The 18,366-nt window shown below is 68.7% G+C and carries 17 protein-coding genes; 11 read left to right on the forward strand and 6 right to left on the reverse strand.

Annotated elements, in window-relative coordinates; genetic code table 11:
• Positions 1-61 precede the first annotated feature (61 nt).
• Both B9W62_RS17780 and B9W62_RS17785 read right to left on the reverse strand, forming a co-directional pair.
• On the reverse strand, positions 62-883 hold the full coding sequence (locus tag B9W62_RS17780) for an SPDY domain-containing protein (protein WP_053637949.1): 822 nt from the start codon (positions 881-883) through the stop codon (positions 62-64).
• A gap of 68 nt (positions 884-951) precedes the next feature.
• Positions 952-1,305 carry an SPDY domain-containing protein gene (locus B9W62_RS17785; protein ID WP_087808061.1) on the reverse strand — a complete coding sequence of 118 codons (354 nt, stop codon included), beginning with the start codon at positions 1,303-1,305 and terminating at the stop codon, positions 952-954.
• Between the two features lie 189 nt (positions 1,306-1,494).
• On the opposite strand from B9W62_RS17785, the gene B9W62_RS40200 reads away from it, so the two are divergent.
• The gene (locus tag B9W62_RS40200) at positions 1,495-2,199 is read left to right on the forward strand and encodes a nucleotidyltransferase domain-containing protein (protein ID WP_179235540.1); all 705 of its coding nucleotides are present in this window, start codon (positions 1,495-1,497) and stop codon (positions 2,197-2,199) included.
• A gap of 48 nt (positions 2,200-2,247) precedes the next feature.
• Here the strand turns inward: B9W62_RS40200 and B9W62_RS17795 are convergent, their stop codons facing one another.
• Complete coding sequence (locus B9W62_RS17795) at positions 2,248-3,201, reverse strand: FAD-dependent oxidoreductase (protein ID WP_053637914.1); 954 nt, start codon at positions 3,199-3,201, stop codon at positions 2,248-2,250.
• Positions 3,202-3,211: 10 nt separating this feature from the next.
• Positions 3,212-4,657 carry an NsdA family TPR-like regulatory protein gene (locus B9W62_RS17800; RefSeq protein ID WP_087808062.1) on the reverse strand — a complete coding sequence of 482 codons (1,446 nt, stop codon included), beginning with the start codon at positions 4,655-4,657 and terminating at the stop codon, positions 3,212-3,214.
• A 203-nt stretch (positions 4,658-4,860) separates the two neighbouring features.
• On the opposite strand from B9W62_RS17800, the gene B9W62_RS17805 reads away from it, so the two are divergent.
• The 9 genes from B9W62_RS17805 to B9W62_RS17845 are packed head-to-tail and all read left to right on the forward strand — an operon-like array spanning position 4,861 to position 14,110.
• Positions 4,861-5,385, forward strand: coding sequence for an ATP-binding protein (locus B9W62_RS17805; RefSeq protein WP_087808063.1), 525 nt, complete (start codon positions 4,861-4,863; stop codon positions 5,383-5,385).
• A gap of 44 nt (positions 5,386-5,429) precedes the next feature.
• A complete protein-coding gene (locus tag B9W62_RS17810) occupies positions 5,430-6,740 on the forward strand; it encodes a glycosyltransferase family 4 protein (RefSeq protein WP_087808064.1) in 1,311 nt (436 codons plus the stop codon).
• Entirely contained in the window at positions 6,737-7,735 is a 999-nt protein-coding gene (locus B9W62_RS17815) for a D-2-hydroxyacid dehydrogenase (protein WP_087808065.1), read from the forward strand. The genes B9W62_RS17810 and B9W62_RS17815 overlap by 4 nt, the downstream gene beginning before the upstream one ends.
• Before the next feature lie 3 nt (positions 7,736-7,738).
• Positions 7,739-8,848, forward strand: a complete 1,110-nt coding sequence (locus B9W62_RS17820; RefSeq protein WP_087808066.1) for a radical SAM protein — start codon at positions 7,739-7,741, stop codon at positions 8,846-8,848.
• Positions 8,848-9,966, forward strand: coding sequence for a hypothetical protein (locus B9W62_RS17825; RefSeq protein ID WP_087808067.1), 1,119 nt, complete (start codon positions 8,848-8,850; stop codon positions 9,964-9,966). The genes B9W62_RS17820 and B9W62_RS17825 overlap by 1 nt, the downstream gene beginning before the upstream one ends.
• A 16-nt stretch (positions 9,967-9,982) precedes the next feature.
• Positions 9,983-10,774 (forward strand): radical SAM protein, encoded by a 792-nt coding sequence (locus B9W62_RS17830; RefSeq protein WP_087808068.1) that lies wholly within the window; start codon positions 9,983-9,985, stop codon positions 10,772-10,774.
• Positions 10,775-10,791: 17 nt separating this feature from the next.
• Positions 10,792-12,507, forward strand: a complete 1,716-nt coding sequence (locus B9W62_RS17835; RefSeq protein ID WP_087808069.1) for a carbamoyltransferase family protein — start codon at positions 10,792-10,794, stop codon at positions 12,505-12,507.
• Positions 12,508-12,512: 5 nt separating this feature from the next.
• Positions 12,513-13,127, forward strand: a complete 615-nt coding sequence (locus B9W62_RS17840; protein ID WP_087808070.1) for an HD domain-containing protein — start codon at positions 12,513-12,515, stop codon at positions 13,125-13,127.
• Positions 13,124-14,110: a glycosyltransferase gene (locus tag B9W62_RS17845; RefSeq protein ID WP_087808071.1), complete on the forward strand. Its 987-nt coding sequence runs from the start codon at positions 13,124-13,126 to the stop codon at positions 14,108-14,110. The genes B9W62_RS17840 and B9W62_RS17845 overlap by 4 nt, the downstream gene beginning before the upstream one ends.
• A gap of 7 nt (positions 14,111-14,117) precedes the next feature.
• On the opposite strand, the gene gltX is transcribed toward B9W62_RS17845, so the two are convergent.
• Positions 14,118-15,491, reverse strand: a complete 1,374-nt coding sequence (gltX, locus tag B9W62_RS17850) for a glutamate--tRNA ligase (RefSeq protein ID WP_234341943.1) — start codon at positions 15,489-15,491, stop codon at positions 14,118-14,120.
• Positions 15,492-15,906: 415 nt separating this feature from the next.
• On the opposite strand from gltX, the gene B9W62_RS17855 reads away from it, so the two are divergent.
• Positions 15,907-16,344 carry a hypothetical protein gene (locus tag B9W62_RS17855; protein ID WP_087808072.1) on the forward strand — a complete coding sequence of 146 codons (438 nt, stop codon included), beginning with the start codon at positions 15,907-15,909 and terminating at the stop codon, positions 16,342-16,344.
• A gap of 297 nt (positions 16,345-16,641) precedes the next feature.
• On the opposite strand, the gene B9W62_RS17860 is transcribed toward B9W62_RS17855, so the two are convergent.
• Positions 16,642-17,889 (reverse strand): hypothetical protein, encoded by a 1,248-nt coding sequence (locus tag B9W62_RS17860; protein WP_143665465.1) that lies wholly within the window; start codon positions 17,887-17,889, stop codon positions 16,642-16,644.
• Positions 17,890-18,366: the final 477 nt, after the last annotated feature.

Genomic DNA, 18,366 nt, shown 5'->3' on the forward strand with positions numbered 1-18,366 from the left:
ACAGCAGCATGAAGCCGGGCCTCCCCGAGGGGAGGCCCGGCTTCTATGCGTTGGATGGCCCTCAGCCGGCTGGAGCGCGCAGGAGCCGGTCATGGGTGCTCTCCGGCACCACCCGACGCAGCACCGGTGCGCTGGAACTGAGGGAATCGGCGAAGGCGGCGACGAGGTCGTGCGGCACGCTGGGGCCGAAGGACGCCGCCCACAGGTAGCCCGCTCCGAGCACCGGCTCCGCCCACGCCTGCCACCCGGCCAGGGCCGCCTCGTCCGCCTCAGCCACCAGCGCGAGTGTGTCGCCATCCTGGATGAGGGGCGGCACCTCGCCGAGGCGGACGTGGGAGGCGAACGTCGGGTCCACCGCTCCCGTGCCGGGCTGGTCTACGTCACGCAGCCACCCGTGCGCCGTAACCGCGTCGAGGACCAGCTCGGGGCCACCGAGCGGCATGGCCGGCTGATCGCGGGCGTCGAGCGCGGCGAGGAAGGTGCCGAGGACCTCTCCGGGGACCTCGGGGGTGAAGTAGGCCGACCACTGGGCGAGCGGGCTGCTCGGGTCCGAACGAGCGGACACCTGCCAGGCGATCGGCAGGTTCCCCAGGTGGAACGGCTCGTCCGGCAAGACCCACTGCGCCCACCGCAGGGAGTCGGGACTGATGTGCAGGACGGTGCTGCGCAAGACCTGTCGGTCCTCCAGCGCCTCGTCCGGCTGCTGGCGCCCGCGGACGATCGTCAGGCTCGTCCAGCCCAGGCCAGCGAGCGTATCGGCGACAGCGTCGTACAGGCGTCCGTCGTCACCGGCCAGGTGCCGTGGACCGACCCAGTACGCGGACGGGACGTTCACCGGGCTAGGTGGGCCGATCGGGAAGTCGGGATGCAGGTACCCCTCCAAGAGCTTGGTGATTTTGATGCCGCTAGCGCGGACGTCGAGGGTGCCCGAGGGGCTGGAGCCTCTGGCAGTCACAGCTGCTGGGACGTCTCCAGAACGCGAGCAACAGCGGCGGCGACGACATCGGCCGGCGTCTCGGTGTCGAAGGACATCTGGTAGCCGCGCACCTTGGCCGTACCGGTGACGACGATCTTCCATCCCTCGCCGTCGGTGCCAGGGCGCCCGAGCGGGAACCATCCAAGGTAGAAGCGACCGTCCTTCGAATTGACGTGTACGTCCGCGCGGTCGTCCACGACCAGGTGGAAGTCGTCGGCAGAGAACTGATCCATTACGAGCGTGGCCTGGCCCGGGCCGAGCAGCCACTCGCGCAGCCGCAGGGCCTCGCCAGTGGTGGAAAATCCGGGCCCCTGGGGCGCCGCAGTCACAGACAATCATCTCTCTGACCTGGTGCTTCGCGAGAAGGTCGTCCAGGTTCACATGCCGCTGCCGCGTTGGCCAGTCATTCGTGGATCTTCGCTGTCTGCCCCCGGCGAACTGAGAAGCAGAGGGCGAGACATCGCAGTCACACAGAGAAAGAGCGTGCGCGCGGCGGGGACAGTGCTGATAGTTGCCGCATGGATGCGATCGAGGCCGCACGCGCCGTCGTAGAGGAACATCACCCCGAAGCACGACCCGCGTTCCTGGGCGGCAGCGTCGTGACCGGCCGCCGAACGGCCACTTCGGACCTCGACGTCGTGGTCCTGCTCCACGGCGCCCCAGCCCCCTACCGGGCAAGCCTCCAGTACGCCGACTGGCCAGTGGAGATGTTTGTGCACACCGAGGCGACATGGCACGCCTACGTCGAAAGGGAGCTGCGCAAGCGCCGGTCACCGCTGCTGTGGATGTGTGCCGACGGGCTGCTGCTCTTCGACACCGATGGACTCGAAACCCGCCTCGCCGCACAGGCCCGGAAGCTGACCGCCGCCGGACCACCCCCGGTGTCGTCGGAAGAGATCGACGACCGCCGCTACGCGATCACCGACCTCCTCGACGACCTCGCGGGAAGCGACGACCAGAGCGAGCGCCTGTTCATCGCGACCGAACTGGTGCGACGCACCGGTGAGCTGGCACTGGCCGTTGGCGGTTCGTGGGGTGGCGGTGGGAAGTGGCTGGCACGCCGCCTTGAGACAACCGCGCCAGGGCTCAGCACACGCCTCCACCACGGCCTACAGGAGGTACTGGACGGGAGAGTCGAGACCCTCGTGGCCGTCGTGGACGAGGTGCTCGGGCAGACCGGCGGCCGGTTGTGGTTCGGCTACAAGCGTGTCGGGGCGCCCTGAGCGATCCCGCGCTGCGGACGTCGCAACGTCTGTTCCTCCACGTGCAGATCACGCGATCGACAGCAAATCCCGAGTCTCCTCGGCGCACCCCCACGACAGCGTGACGCCAGCACCTCCGTGCCCGTAGTTGTGCACGACCACGGTGCCGTCCTCCCCCACCTCTTCCTCCACACGGACCGTGGCGCGGGTCGGTCGAGCGCCGACCCGGTGCTCCAGGACACGAACCTGGGCGAGTCGGGGCTCGACCTCGGCACAGCGCGCGAGGATACCGGCCGCCGCCTTGTCATCGGGGGCCAGATCGCCCTCACCGTCGATCGCTGTGCCGCCCAGGACGACGGTGTCGCCGTGAGGATAGAAGCACAGCAGATCGGGCGAGAGACCGGTGTCCTCGGAGAAGAACTCGGTCAGCCCGGGGTTGGTGACGACGACGTGCTGGCCGCGGATGGGCCGGAGGTCAGGGTCCGGAACCAGGTCGCGTGCACCAAGGCCCGCGCAGTTGACGATCGCTGAGGCTGGACCGGCGTCCGAGAGCGAGGTCAGCCGTCGCCGCTCGACCACACCCCCGACATCGCGGAGCCGACGCAGGAGGTAGTCGAGGTAGGTGGGCATGTCGATCAGTGGCACGGTGAACCGGTAACCCGCCGTGAACCCGGCCGGAAGTTCGGCCCGCTCGCACGGTCGGAAACCCGGCAAAGTGGTGGCCCAGTCCGGCGCGGCCTCGGCCGTGCGGGACGCTTCGATGCCACTGGTGAGCCGGACGCCCGTCGCCGGGTCCTGGGCCAGCTCGCGGAAGATCTCCAGGGACCGTTGTCCCCACTGGTCGACCTTGTCCTTCGGCTCGACCAGGTAAGGCCCCCACATCGCCCCGGCCGCCAGCGACGTGCCCCCCGGCACCTGCTCGGCGATCACGTGCACCGAAGCCCCGGCCTCGGCGAGAACAACGGCCGTGGTGAGCCCAGCCACCCCAGCCCCGACAACGACAACGCGCTCCCCTGCGGTCATGTGTCTGACCCTAACGGCCGGGTTGCGTCGATGGGGCGTGTTGGGCGAGGGCGTCCTCCAGGGCTGGCAGGAAGCCGCGCACGTGAGGGTTGCGCTGTCGGCGGCGGAGGTCGGCGGCAAGCTGGTGGAGCAGCGCCGCGCTGCGAGGCGAGCGGACGACATCGAGGCGGTCGGCGGCGATCTGGCCGATCTCGCAGGCTGCCTCCAGGTCTCCGTGGGCGCTGTGGCCCAGGGCCAGCCAGGCTCCCTCGAACATGGCTCGGCGCTGGCTGGGGTCGCCGCGCGGGACGTCGTACGCCCCGGATCTGAGCATCTCGGTCCCTTGGGCGAGGAAGCGGCGGCTCTTCTTTCCGCTCTCCGCCTTCTGCTGTGCACGACCCATCTGGATGAGGCCGTAACCAGCCTGGCAGTCCAGGTGGTTGTCGGTGAGGAAGTACATCCAGCGGGGCTCTTCTTGGCGGCCGTCCCGGCTTGCGATCAGTTCGCGGGCAGCGCCACGAGTGTGGGCGAAGTCGTTGTCACGGCCGGCGGCGGCGTACGCGTAGGCGAGCCGGGACAGGACGGACGCCCGGACAGCCAGCGGAGCGGCATCGCTCGCACGGCGGGCGGCCTCTCCGAGGGCGATGGCGTCCGCGGGGTGTCCGCGACTCGCCGCCTGGAAGGACAGGTCGCCCAGGATGTGGGCACACAGGGGAAGATCATTGACCTGATGGGCGGCCCGAAGCGCCGTGACGAAGTAGCGCTGCGCCAGTCCGTGGTCGGCCGCGTCGAAGGCCATCCAGCCGGCCAGCTGACCGATCTCCGCGAGCGCGCGGATCAGACGGCTCGCGACAGCCGGAGGGTGGCCGCCTTCGCGAATCAGCAGTCCGACAGCCCGGAACTGCGCTCCAACGTAGGGCAGATGACGTGCCCCTCCGTGCTCGTCATCGAGCAACTGGAGCATGGGGAGATGCTGCTCCACTTGGTCCACGAGCGGATCGGTGCCGAGCGACGACGTCATTCGAGGCGTGTACTGACCGCGTCCCGCGGTGCCGTCGAGGTACTGGGCGACGATCGCGAGGAGTCCCGCGCCCGAGATCGCGAGGAACCGGCGACGGTCGACAAGCCCTCCCATCACCCAGTCCTCCACGATCGCCTCCATGCCCTGCGCGGTCCAAGGCCGCGCGAGATCTGTGTCCGCAGGGACCAGCGCTGACGAGTCGCCCACACGGCCCTGCCACAGTTCGGCCACCGAGACATTCCTACCCAGCTCCTGGGAGAGCACGTAGGCGGCCATCATCGGCAACGGCGAGCGCGGCAGGGCGCCGGCGTCCCGCCAGTGGTACGGCGCCGACTCGGCCACCGTCCCCGCGCCGAACACTCGGTTGAGCTTGCGAGCGAACGCCTTCGGGCTCCACCCGAGTTCGTCGAGGCACCCCGCCAGTACGACGTTGGGCTCGCCTGTCTGCGGTGCCACGTGCGACCACCCTTCGCTCCAGTGGTTCGTCCATCACTTCGCAGCCCCCATGGTGATGCCCCTGGGCGGACGATTCACCACCGTCACATGGAAATTGACCGAGTTGACCCACTGATCGGGTCCTGCCTGACCATCCCCCTCCTGTGTTCTTGGATCTCGGCGGAGGCGCCTGTCTTCCGAGCCGACGGAGAAAGAGGTGGGTCTTGAGACAGCACACGAGCACCTCCCCAGGCCGACCGGGCGATGTGCTGGACCGTGACGCCGAACGACCGACCTCCGCCCCCGGACGCGGGCTCGTCGCTGGCGATGGCACAACCACCCTGATCACGGATCTGCCGTACGGACCGGAAGCGGCCGAGGTCGCCCGGAGCGCCGTAACGCTGGCGCTGCGTGGCACTGAGACGGACGTACTTGCTGACGCCCGCCTGATCGGGTCGGAGCTCGCGACGAACGCCTTCGTCTCGGGCAGTCCGCCGTTGGTTCTGTGCGTCGACCGCAGGAGTCTGGCCAGCGGCGGCCTGGAGATCGAGATCACCGTCACCGACGGCGGCTGTTCCCGACCCGCACCCGCTTCTCCTACCGCTCCCGACGAGCAGGCCGAATCAGGTCGGGGACTGCTCATCGTCGATGCCTTGGCCGATGCCTGGTCGCTGACAACTGGCACCAGCGGCTCTCGTGCCTGGTGCCGACTCACCCACAGGCCCTGCCCTTCGTCTGCCGGCGCCTGATGTCCAAGCCTGCCCAAACCCGTCCTCCAAGGAGGCACCACACAGTGCGCATCGACCATGCGACTGCCCCACCCTCACCCACGGCTGTACCGGAGGCCGCTCGCCAGCCCAGGGTCGTCGTCGCTCTCCACGAGGGCTTCTACGGTGCGGAGTCGGGCACCGGCTTCAGCAACCGTGCCTTCCTCACGGCACTGGCCCGGCTCCTGCCGGCAGGCCGCCTCTCAGTGATCACCCCGCACGTGCCCGAGACCGCGGGAGCGCACGATCAGCGGTGGGCCGGCGAGGTGCGGCAGATGCTGCGACAGGCCGCGGCCGAGGTCATCACGATCCCGAAGGTCAACGCGCCGCCGGACTCGGTCCGCGGCTCGGTTCAGCTGTGCGACCTGGCGGGCGAGGCGGCCATACGCATCGCCGCGCGGGCGAGCCGGTGCCTCCTCGTCGGCCTCGACATCCCGTTCCTCGGGCTCGCGCCCTACACGTCGCCGACCACGGACCTGCTGCTCGTGCCCCGCTCCACCACCGCGCTGACGCGGCCCAAGGACGTCTCCCGCGTCCGCTGGGAGCGGGACGCCCTGCGAGCGGCGACACTCCGAGGTGCGCGCGTCGGGGCTATCTCCTCCCACATGCGAGGCCACCTCGTCGTCAACTACGCCGTCCCTCGGTCGAGCATCGTGAGCATCCCGAACGGACTGATCCGTGAGGAGATGGTCAGGCCGACCACGGCTCTGCCGCTGCCTTTCAAGGCCCGCGCCGGATTCCTTCTCGCCATGGGCCGCGCAGTCCCGACGAAAGGCTTCGAAGATCTCCTAGAGGCGTTGCGCCTGCTGAAGGAACGCGGTGTCCCCGTTCCTCACCTGCTGCTGGCCGCCGTGACCTCGGAGGAACACAAGCACCCCTCCTCGTACCAGCAGGACCTGGCGGCACACATCCGCGCGCACGATCTGGACGCGACTCTGATCACTCGCTTCACCCCCGCGATCCGTGCCTGGTTGCACAGCCCGGCCCTGCGCGCGGTCATCGTTCCCTCTCGAGAGGAGCCCTTCGGCCGGATACCCCTGGAGGCGTTCGCAGCCGGTGCGGGCCCGGTGGTCGCGACCACGGCCGGCGGCCTGGCTCAGACCGTCATCGACGGCGAGACCGGCTTCACGGCCGCACCGCACGACCCCAGATCCCTGGCATCCGCCCTGCACCGGGCCCTGACCGTCCTGCCCCGAGAACGCGATCGACTCCGCAGCGCCGGGGCGACCCTGGTGCGCTCCCGCCACGACTACGAGGCCAGCGTCGGTTCCGTCATGGACCGCATCGCCCCTTTGGCGCTGGCGCGGTCAGCCACCGTGGAGGGCCGCGCGCGATGAACCAGCCGGTGGTGCTGATCAGCCTGGAGTCCCCGCACTCCTTCTGGCGGCTGTCCTCCGAGCACGAGCGTGCGCTGTCCGCCGCCTTCCCCGGCGTCGAGTTCCGCAGGGCGACCGAGGAGGCCGTGCCGCACCAGCTGGCCGACGCACACGTCTACTTCGGGTGGCGATTCGCGCCCTCGTGGCTGTTCGCCGCGCCACATCTGAAGTGGATCGCTTCCCCGGCCGCCGGCACCGACCATCTGCCCGTCGCCGAGGCGCACTCCGTCGGGGTGGCCCTGACCCGCTCGTACGGCTTCCACGGCAGGCCCATGGCCGAGCACGCCATGGGCCTGGTCCTGGGCTTCTCCCGCGGGCTGTTCACCAGCCAGCGTGTCCAGCGGAACCGTGCCTGGTGGAAGGACGACCTGGCCGAGGAGTTCTTCGACCTGGCGGGGGCGACGATGACCATCGTCGGCTGCGGCAGCGTCGGACGCCACCTCGCCCAGGCTGCTCGGGCCTTCGGCATGAACGTCATCGGAGTACGCCGGACACCACCTGCGGCTTCTGAAAGCGGGATCACGTGGGTGCACACGACGGCGGTGCACCAGGCGGTGTCCGTCGCCGACGTCGTGGTCAATCTGCTGCCCGCGACCCCTGACACGCACCGCTACTTCGACCACGACCTCTTCTCTGCGTGCAAGCCCCGCTCTCTCTTCCTCAACCTCGGCCGCGCGGCAACCGTCGACCAGTCGGCCGTACTGGCCTCCCTCGACACCGGCCACCTGCGCGGCGCGGCCCTGGACGTTTTCGATCCGAAACCGCTACCCGCCCGCCATCCGCTGCGGCTCCACCCTCGGGTCGTACTCACCCCGAAAAGCTCGGTGTTCTGCCGCGCGTACATGGACGAGGCGGTGGCGTTCTTCGCCGACAACCTGCACCGCTACCTCTCGGGCCTGCCCCTCAACGGCCTGGCCGAGGCGCCCGCCACCCGCTCTCCGCTCGTAGGAGGCTGACCAATGCCCACCGCAGACCACGACGACCTGGCCGCCGCCTTCGCCGCCGGAGGCCGCAACCACCCCTACCTGGCCTTCACCCTGAACTCGCTGTGCAATCTGGACTGCGTGTTCTGCAAGCCCCGGTGCATGCCGGACTACGGGCACAAGAACCGGCCCCTGACCGCCTCCGACTACGCGGCCATCGCCACCGAGGCCGGGGCCTGGAAGATCAGGAAGGCACACTGCTCCGGTGGTGAACCGACCCTCCGAGCCGACATCCTCGACGTCATCGCGGGCCTCGCCGACGGCCTCGGGCCCGACGCCGCGATCGGCATGACCAGCCACGGCAACCTGCGCCGGGGGCTGAGCGTCGAACAGCTTCACCACGCCGGCATGACCTACCTCAACCTCAGCCTCCACAGCCTCGACCCGGCGCGGTCCGCCGCGATCATGGGCGGCGGCGACCCGCACACCACCCGGAGCACCCTCGACGCCGCCCTCTCCCTCGGCCTGCGAGTGAAGATCAACTGCGTTCTTCAGCGCACCTACCTGGACGACGCCTTCGCCGTGGCCGAACTCGCCCGTGACCTGCCCGTCGCCGTCCGCCTGATCGAACTCCAGAACATCGGTCCCGCCCAGGCGCTGTTCGACACCGAATTCATCACCGAGGCAGAGGTCCGCGACCGCCTCCACGAGTGGTTCGCCAACGCCGGCGAAGTCCCCCGGAACCAGCTGGGCGTCCGCAGCCCCGGTCAGTACCTCCGTCCCGACGGGTGGGCAGGGTCGATCGGCTTCATCTCCAATTCCAGCTGCGCCACCTGCTCCGACGCCAACCGGATCAAGATCACGCCCACCGGAGTGGCGCGACCCTGCATCCTGCACAACCGCGACATCCCCCTGAAGCCCCACCTCGCCGACGGCACCCTCGGCGACGCCTTCGCCCACCTCTTCCAGGCCATGCTCGACCGCAGCACCAACGACGCCTGGCAGGGCTTCCACTACGTCGACTACGACCTGCGCTGGGACCGGATGGAGCGCCCGGAAGGCACCCCGGTCCTGCCCCTGCTGCCCGTCCTCCCCACGGGGGCAGCCGGCCCCTCCTGCGCCCGCGCCTCCACCGGGGAGCGGTGATGGTCGTGGTCGACGCGCCGCCTCTCTACCAGGAGCTCGGCGCTCTGTACGAAGGCGAGCTGGACGCTCACGGCGTCGGGGCCGTGATGCTCACCCACAAGTGGCAGCCGGCCGACCTGCTGGCTCCACACTCCGACATCGACGTACGGGTCCTCCTGCGCCAGGCACCTGCGGACTGGGAAGAGTGGAATCACCACCTGGCCGCCGCACACGCCGCCGCGGTCGGCCGGGAGGTCTCCCATCGACGTCTCCTGGAGCACCCGCCCGGCTTCGCGTTCACCGTGACAGAGGCGGACGGGCGGCTCGTGTCCGCGCCCGAACTCGCGACCTGGTCACTGATCAGCGGGAGCTCCCGTGACTTCCAGCGGTGGAAGTCACGGGCCCAGATGGCGCCCTGGTGCGAGGTCGATGAGCGGTTCTATCGGGGGATCCTCCAGGCTCGGATGGGCGGCCGATACCAGCTGGCTGCGGACAGCACGGACAACGTGGTCGAGGACATCGCCGCGTACCGACGCCACTGCGTGGCGTGGCACTACCTCGCCCCGTGCTGGTTCGCTGCCGCCGCACTCGCGACCCGTACCCGCTGCCCCGGAAAGACGGCGGCCCTCACCCAGTGGTGGCCAGAGGGACTGGACGGATACGCCGAGCTGTTCCTCCGGCACTCAGAGAACCGCGCCGATGTCCGACCACGGCGCCCGCGCCACCTGCTCCGCGCGGCCCATGTCGCCCTGGAGGCGGCCATGCGCCGCGTTCCTGACCAGGGCCGCCCAGACGGCCAGGGCCGGGAGCACGCTCGTACTGACTGGGTGATGACGGCCGGCGTGCTCCGCGTACGCGTCGCCCGCTGGCTGTACTACCTCGACCCGCCGCCCGGCGTGGCGACCGAGTACCTGATCCGGCGGGAGGCGAAGGAACTTCGATCCGCCGCGCACACCCTGACCGTGCTCGCGGCAGACGAGGCGACTGCCGCCCAGCGGCTGGCCGCCCGGATGGCGGCGTTGATCCCCACCGGACCGACCACCGTCGACACCCTGCGCGCAACCATCGCGCGCTGGCACCAGCAGAGAACCACTGTCCAGGACTTCCTCAGCCTAACGCCCGACGACGTCCACCTCTGACCGAAGGAGTCTCGCGATGACCGCGCATGCGCCGGTTCCCCGCATCCTCAAAACGGCGAAGGTCAAGATCACCACGAAGTGCAACCGGCACTGCGACTTCTGCATCTTCGCCGACGGCGCCCAGGGCGAGAACATGTCCCTGGATCTGTTCTTCACCATCCTGACCCGGCTGGAGACCATCCCCTTCCAGCAGCTGCACATCAACGGCGGCGAACCCACCGTGCACCGGGACTTCCCGGCGCTCAGCGACGCCGCGCGCAAGCGGCTGCCGGACAAAGTCATGGTCCTGGGCACGAACGCCATCACCCTGGCCCGCAACCAGCCGATCATGGACGCGACCCTCCGCTCCTACGACCAAATCCTCATCGGCTGCGACGACGAACACGGGAACTACGACGAGGTGCACGCCGTCGTGCCCCGCCTCCGCGAAGCCGGCAAGACCGTGGTCGTCAACAGTGTCCTGGAAGGCATCAGTTCCACCCGGCTCACGCAGCTCGGGGCGCTGTGTGAGCAGTACGGCGCCATTCATGTCACCAACCACGTGCACCACGTCGACGTGGGCCAGCCGGCGAACGAGCTGCGCGACCTCTGCGACCGATACCTCGACAAGCACCTGATGATCGAGATGGACGGGTCCTGCTACCGCTGCTTCAACGCCATGGCGAAGGACGACAGCGAATTCAGCATCTGGGACGAGGACTTCGCGGCCAAGGTGTTCGCGCCCCGCGGGCACCACTTCCGGTTCTGCCTGCGCTGCCACGAGTACACCGACTCCGGCGCCGCACTCGTCCCCGCCCTCACCGTCTGACCGGGAGGTACACCGCCATGCCCGCAGTCCTCGGACTGAACTTCCACCACGACACGGCCGCCGCGTTTGTCGTAGACGGCCGCCTCTACGCAGCCGAAGAGGAGCGCTGGAGCGGCGTCAAGCACAACCACCCCACCCGCAAAGGCACGCTCACGGCCCCGACCCGCGCGCTCCAGTGGTGCCTGGAGGCCGCCGGCCTCGAACCGGAGGACGTGGACGCCGTCTGGGCCGCCTCCATGCGTCCCAACCCCGCGGCCGGCTGGTGGCTGGCCGAGGAGCGGGAGGAACTCGCCGCCCTCCTGCCCGCCCCACTCGGCGAACACCTCCGCCTCCTCTCCCACCACACGGCCCACGTGCTCTCCGGCTACCTGCTCTCCGGGCACGAGCACGCCGCGGGTCTCGTCATCGACGCCGGCGGCTCCTCCCTGGGCTCCGACTTCGGCCCGGGCCGGGAGCGCATCACCGGGTACCACCTGTGGCCCGATCGCATCGACCGCCTCCACCAGGGCATGCCCGCCGTCGTGCCGGGCCCGGTCGGGCCCCGGCGGGTCCACTCCTCCCTCGGGCACTTCTACCGGAACCTCGCCCGGCGGGTGATCCCGCCCGGCGACGAGCCCGAAGGCAGCATGATGGCGCTCGCGGCCTTCGGCGATCCCCAGCGCTACGGAACACACATCCGCGAACTGGTCCGGCTCGGCGACGAGGGCGAGGTCCGCATCGACCACCCGTGGGGTTCCGCGGACAGCAGCACACCGCTGCTCCTGGGTGGACGGGCGTGGACCGCCGACAACGTCGCGGAACAGCCGGAACACAAGCGTGCCGACCTGGCCGCCGCCGTCCAGGAGGTCTTCGCCGAATCGGTCGTCCACATCGCCCGTCACCTGCAGCGCCTCACTCGGGCCTCAACGTTGGTGTTCTCCGGCGGATGCGCCCTGAACTCCCACCTCAACGGCCAGCTGGCCGCCGACAGCGGCTTTGACACCCTCTTCGTCGCACCGGCCCCGCACGACGCTGGCACAGCCGTGGGCGCCGCGCTCTACGGCTGGCACTACCAGCTCGGGCAGGAACGCCTGCCGGTTCCCACCGACGCGGCGTGGGGACCCAACCCAGGCGCGCTGCCAACGACAACGGTGCCGCCCGGCTATCACACCTTGCCCCACCTCGGGCTCGGACTGCCAGCCACAGTGGCGGCACTGCTCGCCGAGCACCGCATCGTCGGCTGGGTGCAGGGGCAGCTCGAATTCGGGCCGCGTGCCCTCGGCCATCGCTCGATCCTCGCCCACCCCGGTCACGCCGCCACGAGGGACCGACTCAACGCGATCAAGAAGCGAGCCGCGTACCGCCCGTTCGCGCCGGCCGTCCTCGCCGAGCACGCCACGGAATGGTTCATGTCGGCGGGCGACCCCTTCATGAACCGCGTCGCCACAGTCCGACGGTGCCGAGCCGACCGCATCGTCGCAGTCACCCACCACGACGGCACCGCCCGCGTCCAGTCCGTCGCCGCCGACCACCAGGGCCTGCGCGACCTCCTTGAGCAGTTCCGCGACCTCACCGGACTGCCGCTGCTGCTGAACACATCCTTCAACCGCAAAGGCACCCCGATCCTGAGGACCTCTGAGCAAGCCGTGGCGGCGGCGGTGGACCTGCGCCTTGACGCCCTCGCCGTCGGGGACACCCTGCTGCTCGCCGATCACGTCCCCGATCCCCGTGCCGCGTCCCTTCGTACGAGGTGAGGCGGATGGACCCCATCGATCTCGACCACGTCCTGACCGTGCTCGGTGCTGCCGCGTGGAGCCCGGACGAGCAGTCCCGCGCCCGCGTGGCCGCCGGCCTCGCGCTCACGGTCTACGACGGCCGCACCCGTGACCAGGGCACCCCATACCTGGAGCACCCGCTGGCAGTCGTCAGGCTCCTGCGAACGGAGATCGGCGTCCGTCACCCCGAGACGCTCCTCCTCGCTCTCCTCCATGACGCCTTAGAGGTGTCCCCTGAGTCGGAGGCACTGCTCGTCCATCACCTCGGCGGCCCGTTCACCGCACGCCTGCGTGCCATGACGGCCGACCACCGCCTCGAACAGCGCACGAAGTCCGTCGGCGACGAGACCCGCTGGCGCGCGAAGCAGGCTGCGCTCCCGCCCGAGGGCCTCCTCGTCCGGCTCGCCGACCGCCTGCACAACCTGCGCGACCTCGCCGCGTCCCCGAACCTCGACCGGCGCCGACGGTTCCTCCAAACCCTGGGCGATTTCCACCTCCCCCTCGCCGACGCCGCCCGCGGCCTCGGCCCCCATCTGGAGACCATGCACGCGCGCCTGCACGACGAGTACGTCCACCACATACAGGAGGTACGTCCGTGAAACGGGTCGTCTACTCGATGGAGCCGGTGGGCCAGACCGGCGGCCGGGTCTACCTACGGATGCTCCACGAGGTGACGGCCGACGACGTGGAATGGCGCACCGTCCCGGACCACAAGCGGACCTACCGGGTCCGCCGCTGGCGCAAGCTCCGCCACCTCGCCCGCCTGGCCCCTTCCATACGGGCGCTGCACGGCACCACCGGCACCTTCGTGTGGGACGACCTGAGCCTGCTGCTGTTCACGCCCGAGATGCGCGCCCGCACGGTGTTTCTCCTGCACCACTACGAACCGCTCCAACATGACTCCGCCCCCATCGAGGCCATGCTCTGGGAGCGGCTGTTCCGCGTTCTGCCGCAGTGCGCCGCCGTGGTGTGCGTCGCCCCGTACTGGGCCGACCAGCTTCGCGCCCGCGGCGTCCGCAACGTACGGGTGATCTACAACGCCTTCGACATGGCCGAAGTAGAGCAGGCACGCGGTTACGACCGGGCCGAGTGCCGCGCCGAGTTCGGCCTGCCACCCGACGTGATCGGCGTCTACGCGGGCAAGGCCGTGCACTGGAAGGGGGCCGAGGAAGTCTCAGCGGCCCTGGCTGGCGTTCCCGGACTGCGGGTGATCACCAGCGGCAGCAACACCATCGGCCTCGACAGCGCGCACTACGACGTCGAGCGCGAGCGGTACCTGCGTCTGCTGCGCGCCTGTGACGTCGGTGTCTTCCTCCCGCGGATGCGGGAGGGCTGGAGCCGCTGCGCCGCCGAGGCTTTACTCCTCGGCCTGCCCTGCCTCATCCGCACGGTGGCCGGCCTGGGCGACCTCGCCGCGCTGGCTGGCCAGCCGGCCCCGGACCTCCGCCGCCTCCCGGCACAGGTCCGGCAGCGCGCGGCGGCACGCCACACCGAGGCCAAGGCCGCGTACGAGGCCCTGGCCCGATTCGACCTGAACTACTTCGGCGACGCGTGGGGCAACCTCCTGGCGCAGGTCGCCTGACCAGCGGCTAAGCCTGCGCGGCCAGCTTCTTGCTGGCGGTGTCCAGACGGGCCAGCACGCGGTCCCGGCCGAGCAGCTCCATGGACTCGAACAGCGGGAGTCCGATCGTCCGGCCGGTGACCGCGACCCGGATGGGTGCCTGGGCCTTGCCCAGCTTCAGCCCGTGCTTCTCGCCGACGGCGAGCAGGACGGCCTTCAGGTCGTCCGCCTCCCAGTCCGCGACGCCGGCCAGCTCGGCGCGGGCGTCCGACAGGATGTCGCCAGCACCTGCCTTCATCGCCTTGTTCCAAGACGCCTCGTCCTCGACCGGCTCGTCGAGGAACAGGAAGTCCACATAGCTGGTGATCTCGGAAAGCAGCGCCAGCCGGGTCTGGGCCAGGGAAGCCGCCGCCTCGAAGACGTCCTTGTCGAACGCCTCCGGCCGCCACGGCGCGTACGGGGCGACGAGCCACGGCGCGCAGGCGGCGGCGAACTGCTCCGGTGACAGGGCGCGGATGTACTCGCCGTTGAACGCCGTCAGCTTCTTCACGTCGAAGAAGGCCGGCGCGGTGTTGACGTCCTCGATCCGGAAGAGCTGCTCCAGCTCCTCGTACGGCCTGATCTCCCGGTCGTCACCCGGGCCCCAGCCGAGCAGCATGAGGTAGTTCACCATCGCCTCGGGCAGGAAGCCCTCGGCGAGGTAGTCCTCCAGCGCCACCTTGTCCCGGCGCTTGGACAGCTTCTGCCGCTTCTCGTTCACGATCACCGGCAGATGCGCCCACACGGGCGGCTTGGCACCGAGCGCCTCCCACAGCAGCTGCTGCTTCGGCGTGTTCGACAGGTGCTCCTCACCACGGATGACCTGCGTGATTCCCTCATCCAGGTCGTCCACGACGTTGGCGATGAGAAAGACCGGGGATCCGTCGCCGCGGGCGATCACGAAGTCCTCGATCGCGCTGTTCGGGAACGCCGGCTCCCCGCGGACCAGGTCGACCACGACGGTCTCACCCTCGTCCGGCGTCCGGAACCGCAGCGCCCGCCCCTCCTCGAAGGCCAGCCCCCGGTCCCGGCAGAACCCGTCATACCCGAGGTGCTCCGACCCCGTGCGCTCCTTCAGCTGCTCCCGGGTGCAGTCGCAGTAGTACGCCCGGCCGGCCGCGAAGAGCTGCTGAGCCGCTTCCCGGTGCCGGTCGGCGTTGTGCGACTGGAAGTACGGCCCCTCGAAGGCCGGGTCCTCGCCATGGATGCCGATCGCCGCGAGCGCGCTGATGATGCCCTCGGTCCACTCCGGCTTGTTCCGGGCTGCGTCGGTGTCCTCGATCCGTAGGACGAACCTGCCGCCGGACTGTCGTGCCACCGCCCAGTTGTAGAGAGCGGACCGTGCACCACCGACATGGAACATGCCGGTCGGGGACGGGGCGAAACGAACGCGAACCGGGGCAGTAGACATGCGCTCCAGGGTACCGACGCGGAGCCTCCACTCCGGACCACTCGCCCTGCCCGCACAGCGACGCCTTTCGGCCGTCCTCGCCACTACTCATACGTCTCATTCCACCGCTCTCGGTGTTGCCGGTCCCCTTACCCCAGGCCGTTCACCGCGCCCTGCGACAGCAGCGAGGTTCCGTTGTTCATAGACCGAGGTGATCGCGAGGAACGGCGAGGATGCCGACCGAGGTGCCGGAGAAGCCGATCAAGAAGTGAGGGAAGGTTCACGCACCGCTTGGAACAGGCAGGGCCATTAGTCGCGAACACACCGGCGGCACAATGACATTGAGGAAGTTAAGGTGGGATCCGTCGCCGAACGAGGGAGCTCCAGCATGGACACGATCACCGCAGCGGCCCTCGCCGCGCTGGCTGGCGGTCTTGGCGGCGAAGCCGGACGTCAGGCATGGCAAGGACTCACCGCTCTAGTGCGGCGCCCATTCGGGCGAGCCCAGGCACAGGGAACACAAGACGACGGGACACCCCAGGTCAGCTCCGGCGAACCGGAAGTCGCCGCGCTGGCAGGAGACCCTACCGACCCGATGCGTGCGCAGGCACTGGCCACCGCCCTCGGCGTACGAGCAGCTCTGGATGGAGAATTTCGCGTACTGCTCGATGAGTGGTGGCAGCGGGCACAGGCCAGTTCCTCGGGCGGCGACGTGCACAACAGCATCAGCGGTGGCATCCAGAATGGCCCTGTGCTCCAAGGCCGGGACTTCTCAAGCCTCACCTTCAACATGACGCACACCAAAGCCTCTTCCGACAGGGACTAATCGGAAAAAGCCCGGGCAAAACTCGCAGCGGCGCTCACCGGGCTGGGCGAGTCAGCTGAATCAGGCCGCCCGAAAACACCAGGGCGTGTCAGTTAGCTGCTGCCTAGGACTGGGGGCCGTCCTTGTCCGGGGCTACCACGACGGCCGTGATCACGCGCTCGACTTGTTACACAGATGTCCCCGAGAACACGAAGTACCCTTCTTGCAGCCGGTGTCGATGTCCGCGTCGGCTCCCCTTCAACCCGGGAATCCGCGCGTCACAGCGGGGGAGGGGTTCTTAATCGATCACCGTGGGGATTATTCAGACTGTGCGTTCATCCAAGCCTCCATAATCATCGACGCCTCCTTGCGCTCGGCTGCAGACTGTTCCAGATCTTCTTCCCATTCCACGCACCTAAACAAACCTCTCTGCCGCCATTCGTCCAACGGCGCTTCGAGGTCCTCACCATTGGCCTCGTCGAGAGCGCGCCTTGCCGCACTGTAGACCAACCGCAATTCGGCCCCGACGACATGGTATTCATCGTGTTTCGAAAGAAGCCGCTCATGCAAGGGCAAGTTCCTGTCTACCTCGACATATCCAAGATAACTGGAAACCGCTTCACGCATCGCCTCGTGCAGATCCGCCGCCTGCTCTTCACTGAGCCCAGAAACAGTAGCGACGGCGAGGTTGCAGGACCGAATCAGAGTAGTGAGACTAGGCACCGTGAGGGACTTCCAGAGTGCGGGCTCCCGGGCGAGGAAATGGGCAGCAAGGTCAGCGGCCGCAACGCCATTCCCGTCGAATAGTAGACTCGCGACGGCCATGCCCAGATCGCGCCGATACTCGGGGACAACCCGCGATACCTGGGTCAACACGTCTCGGTCAATCTGCCCTGGCAGCACCTCATCTTCATCAAATAGCAGAGCGACACTTTTTCGACTCACGGCTCCCCTTCCCTGCGATTGATCCCCGTAGAGCTGCGATAGCTCCGACCCTGACAGTTCATTACGAAAGTCCGCCAACGTCAAGCCGGGCGGCTCCGGCAAAACAGATTTCCTTAGATAATTAAACTGAGCCTGCACCAAGGTCTCCGGCTGTCCGAACACAAGCGCGGAGACTCGAATATGCCCCTCTTCCGATAGCGACGCCACAGTTCCAATACCCGAGAAGACCAGCGGCTCCCGAGCAGCTTCGTGGAGCGTGGTATTCGACGTCGCTGTCGTCAGCCAACGCGGGTCGAAGGTGATGACCACCTTCCTTGCGCCAATAGAGAAGATGAGGTGGGGATCCTTGGCCAGGACTCCAGTCGGCCCTTTCAGCGGAACCTCGGGCGGGTTGCTGCAGCGCATAGCGCTTTCGAAGGAGACCAGAAGGCCGCGATGCACCTTCTCCGCCGTGCGCTCGCAGAGCGTCACCGCCTCCGCGTCCCACGTCTCGAACAAGGGGCGAACAATCCGGACGAACTCCCCCGGCGCCATCCCCTGCCCACCAAATGGTCTCGTGCTGTCGAGTCCGGCTCTCCGTGCCGCAGCCGCCACCGCGTTGCCCTGCGTGAGCATCGCCACCCGTGGCAGGTTGACCAAGTCGACACTGGAGAACCGGGCTCGCCAAATCTGTGACGACCTGCGCAATTCCTCGGCGAGGGCCTCGTCGGTATCCTCGGCTACCGGCAACGGGCCCGTCATTGTGATACTGACGTCGCCATGGATCGCCCCTGCTTGGATGGCCGGACCAGCCACCTGCCCAGAGAGCTCGTTTCTGACATCAGACGGTTCCGGGGAGGCCCCCTCTCCGCCCCCTACTTGCTCCACTGCTGCCCCCGCTCAGTCTCAAGGCGCGTGATCAGCGCATCTGACAGGCAGTAAACATCATCTGCCGCACCCACAAAGGGAGTTTGAGACGACCCGAAGACTGCCGACCTGACAGCCAGGCAAGGCCGCTCCCAGCGGCTAAGGGGAGCGGGCAACCTACTCAGAACCGCATGGTGAGCGGGCCTCTGGGAACGGCTCGCCGAGCTCATGCTGCAGTGACAGCCAGCGGTG

This window comes from Streptomyces sp. CS113 (assembly GCF_002188365.1).
Lineage (GTDB): Bacteria > Actinomycetota > Actinomycetes > Streptomycetales > Streptomycetaceae > Streptomyces > Streptomyces tendae.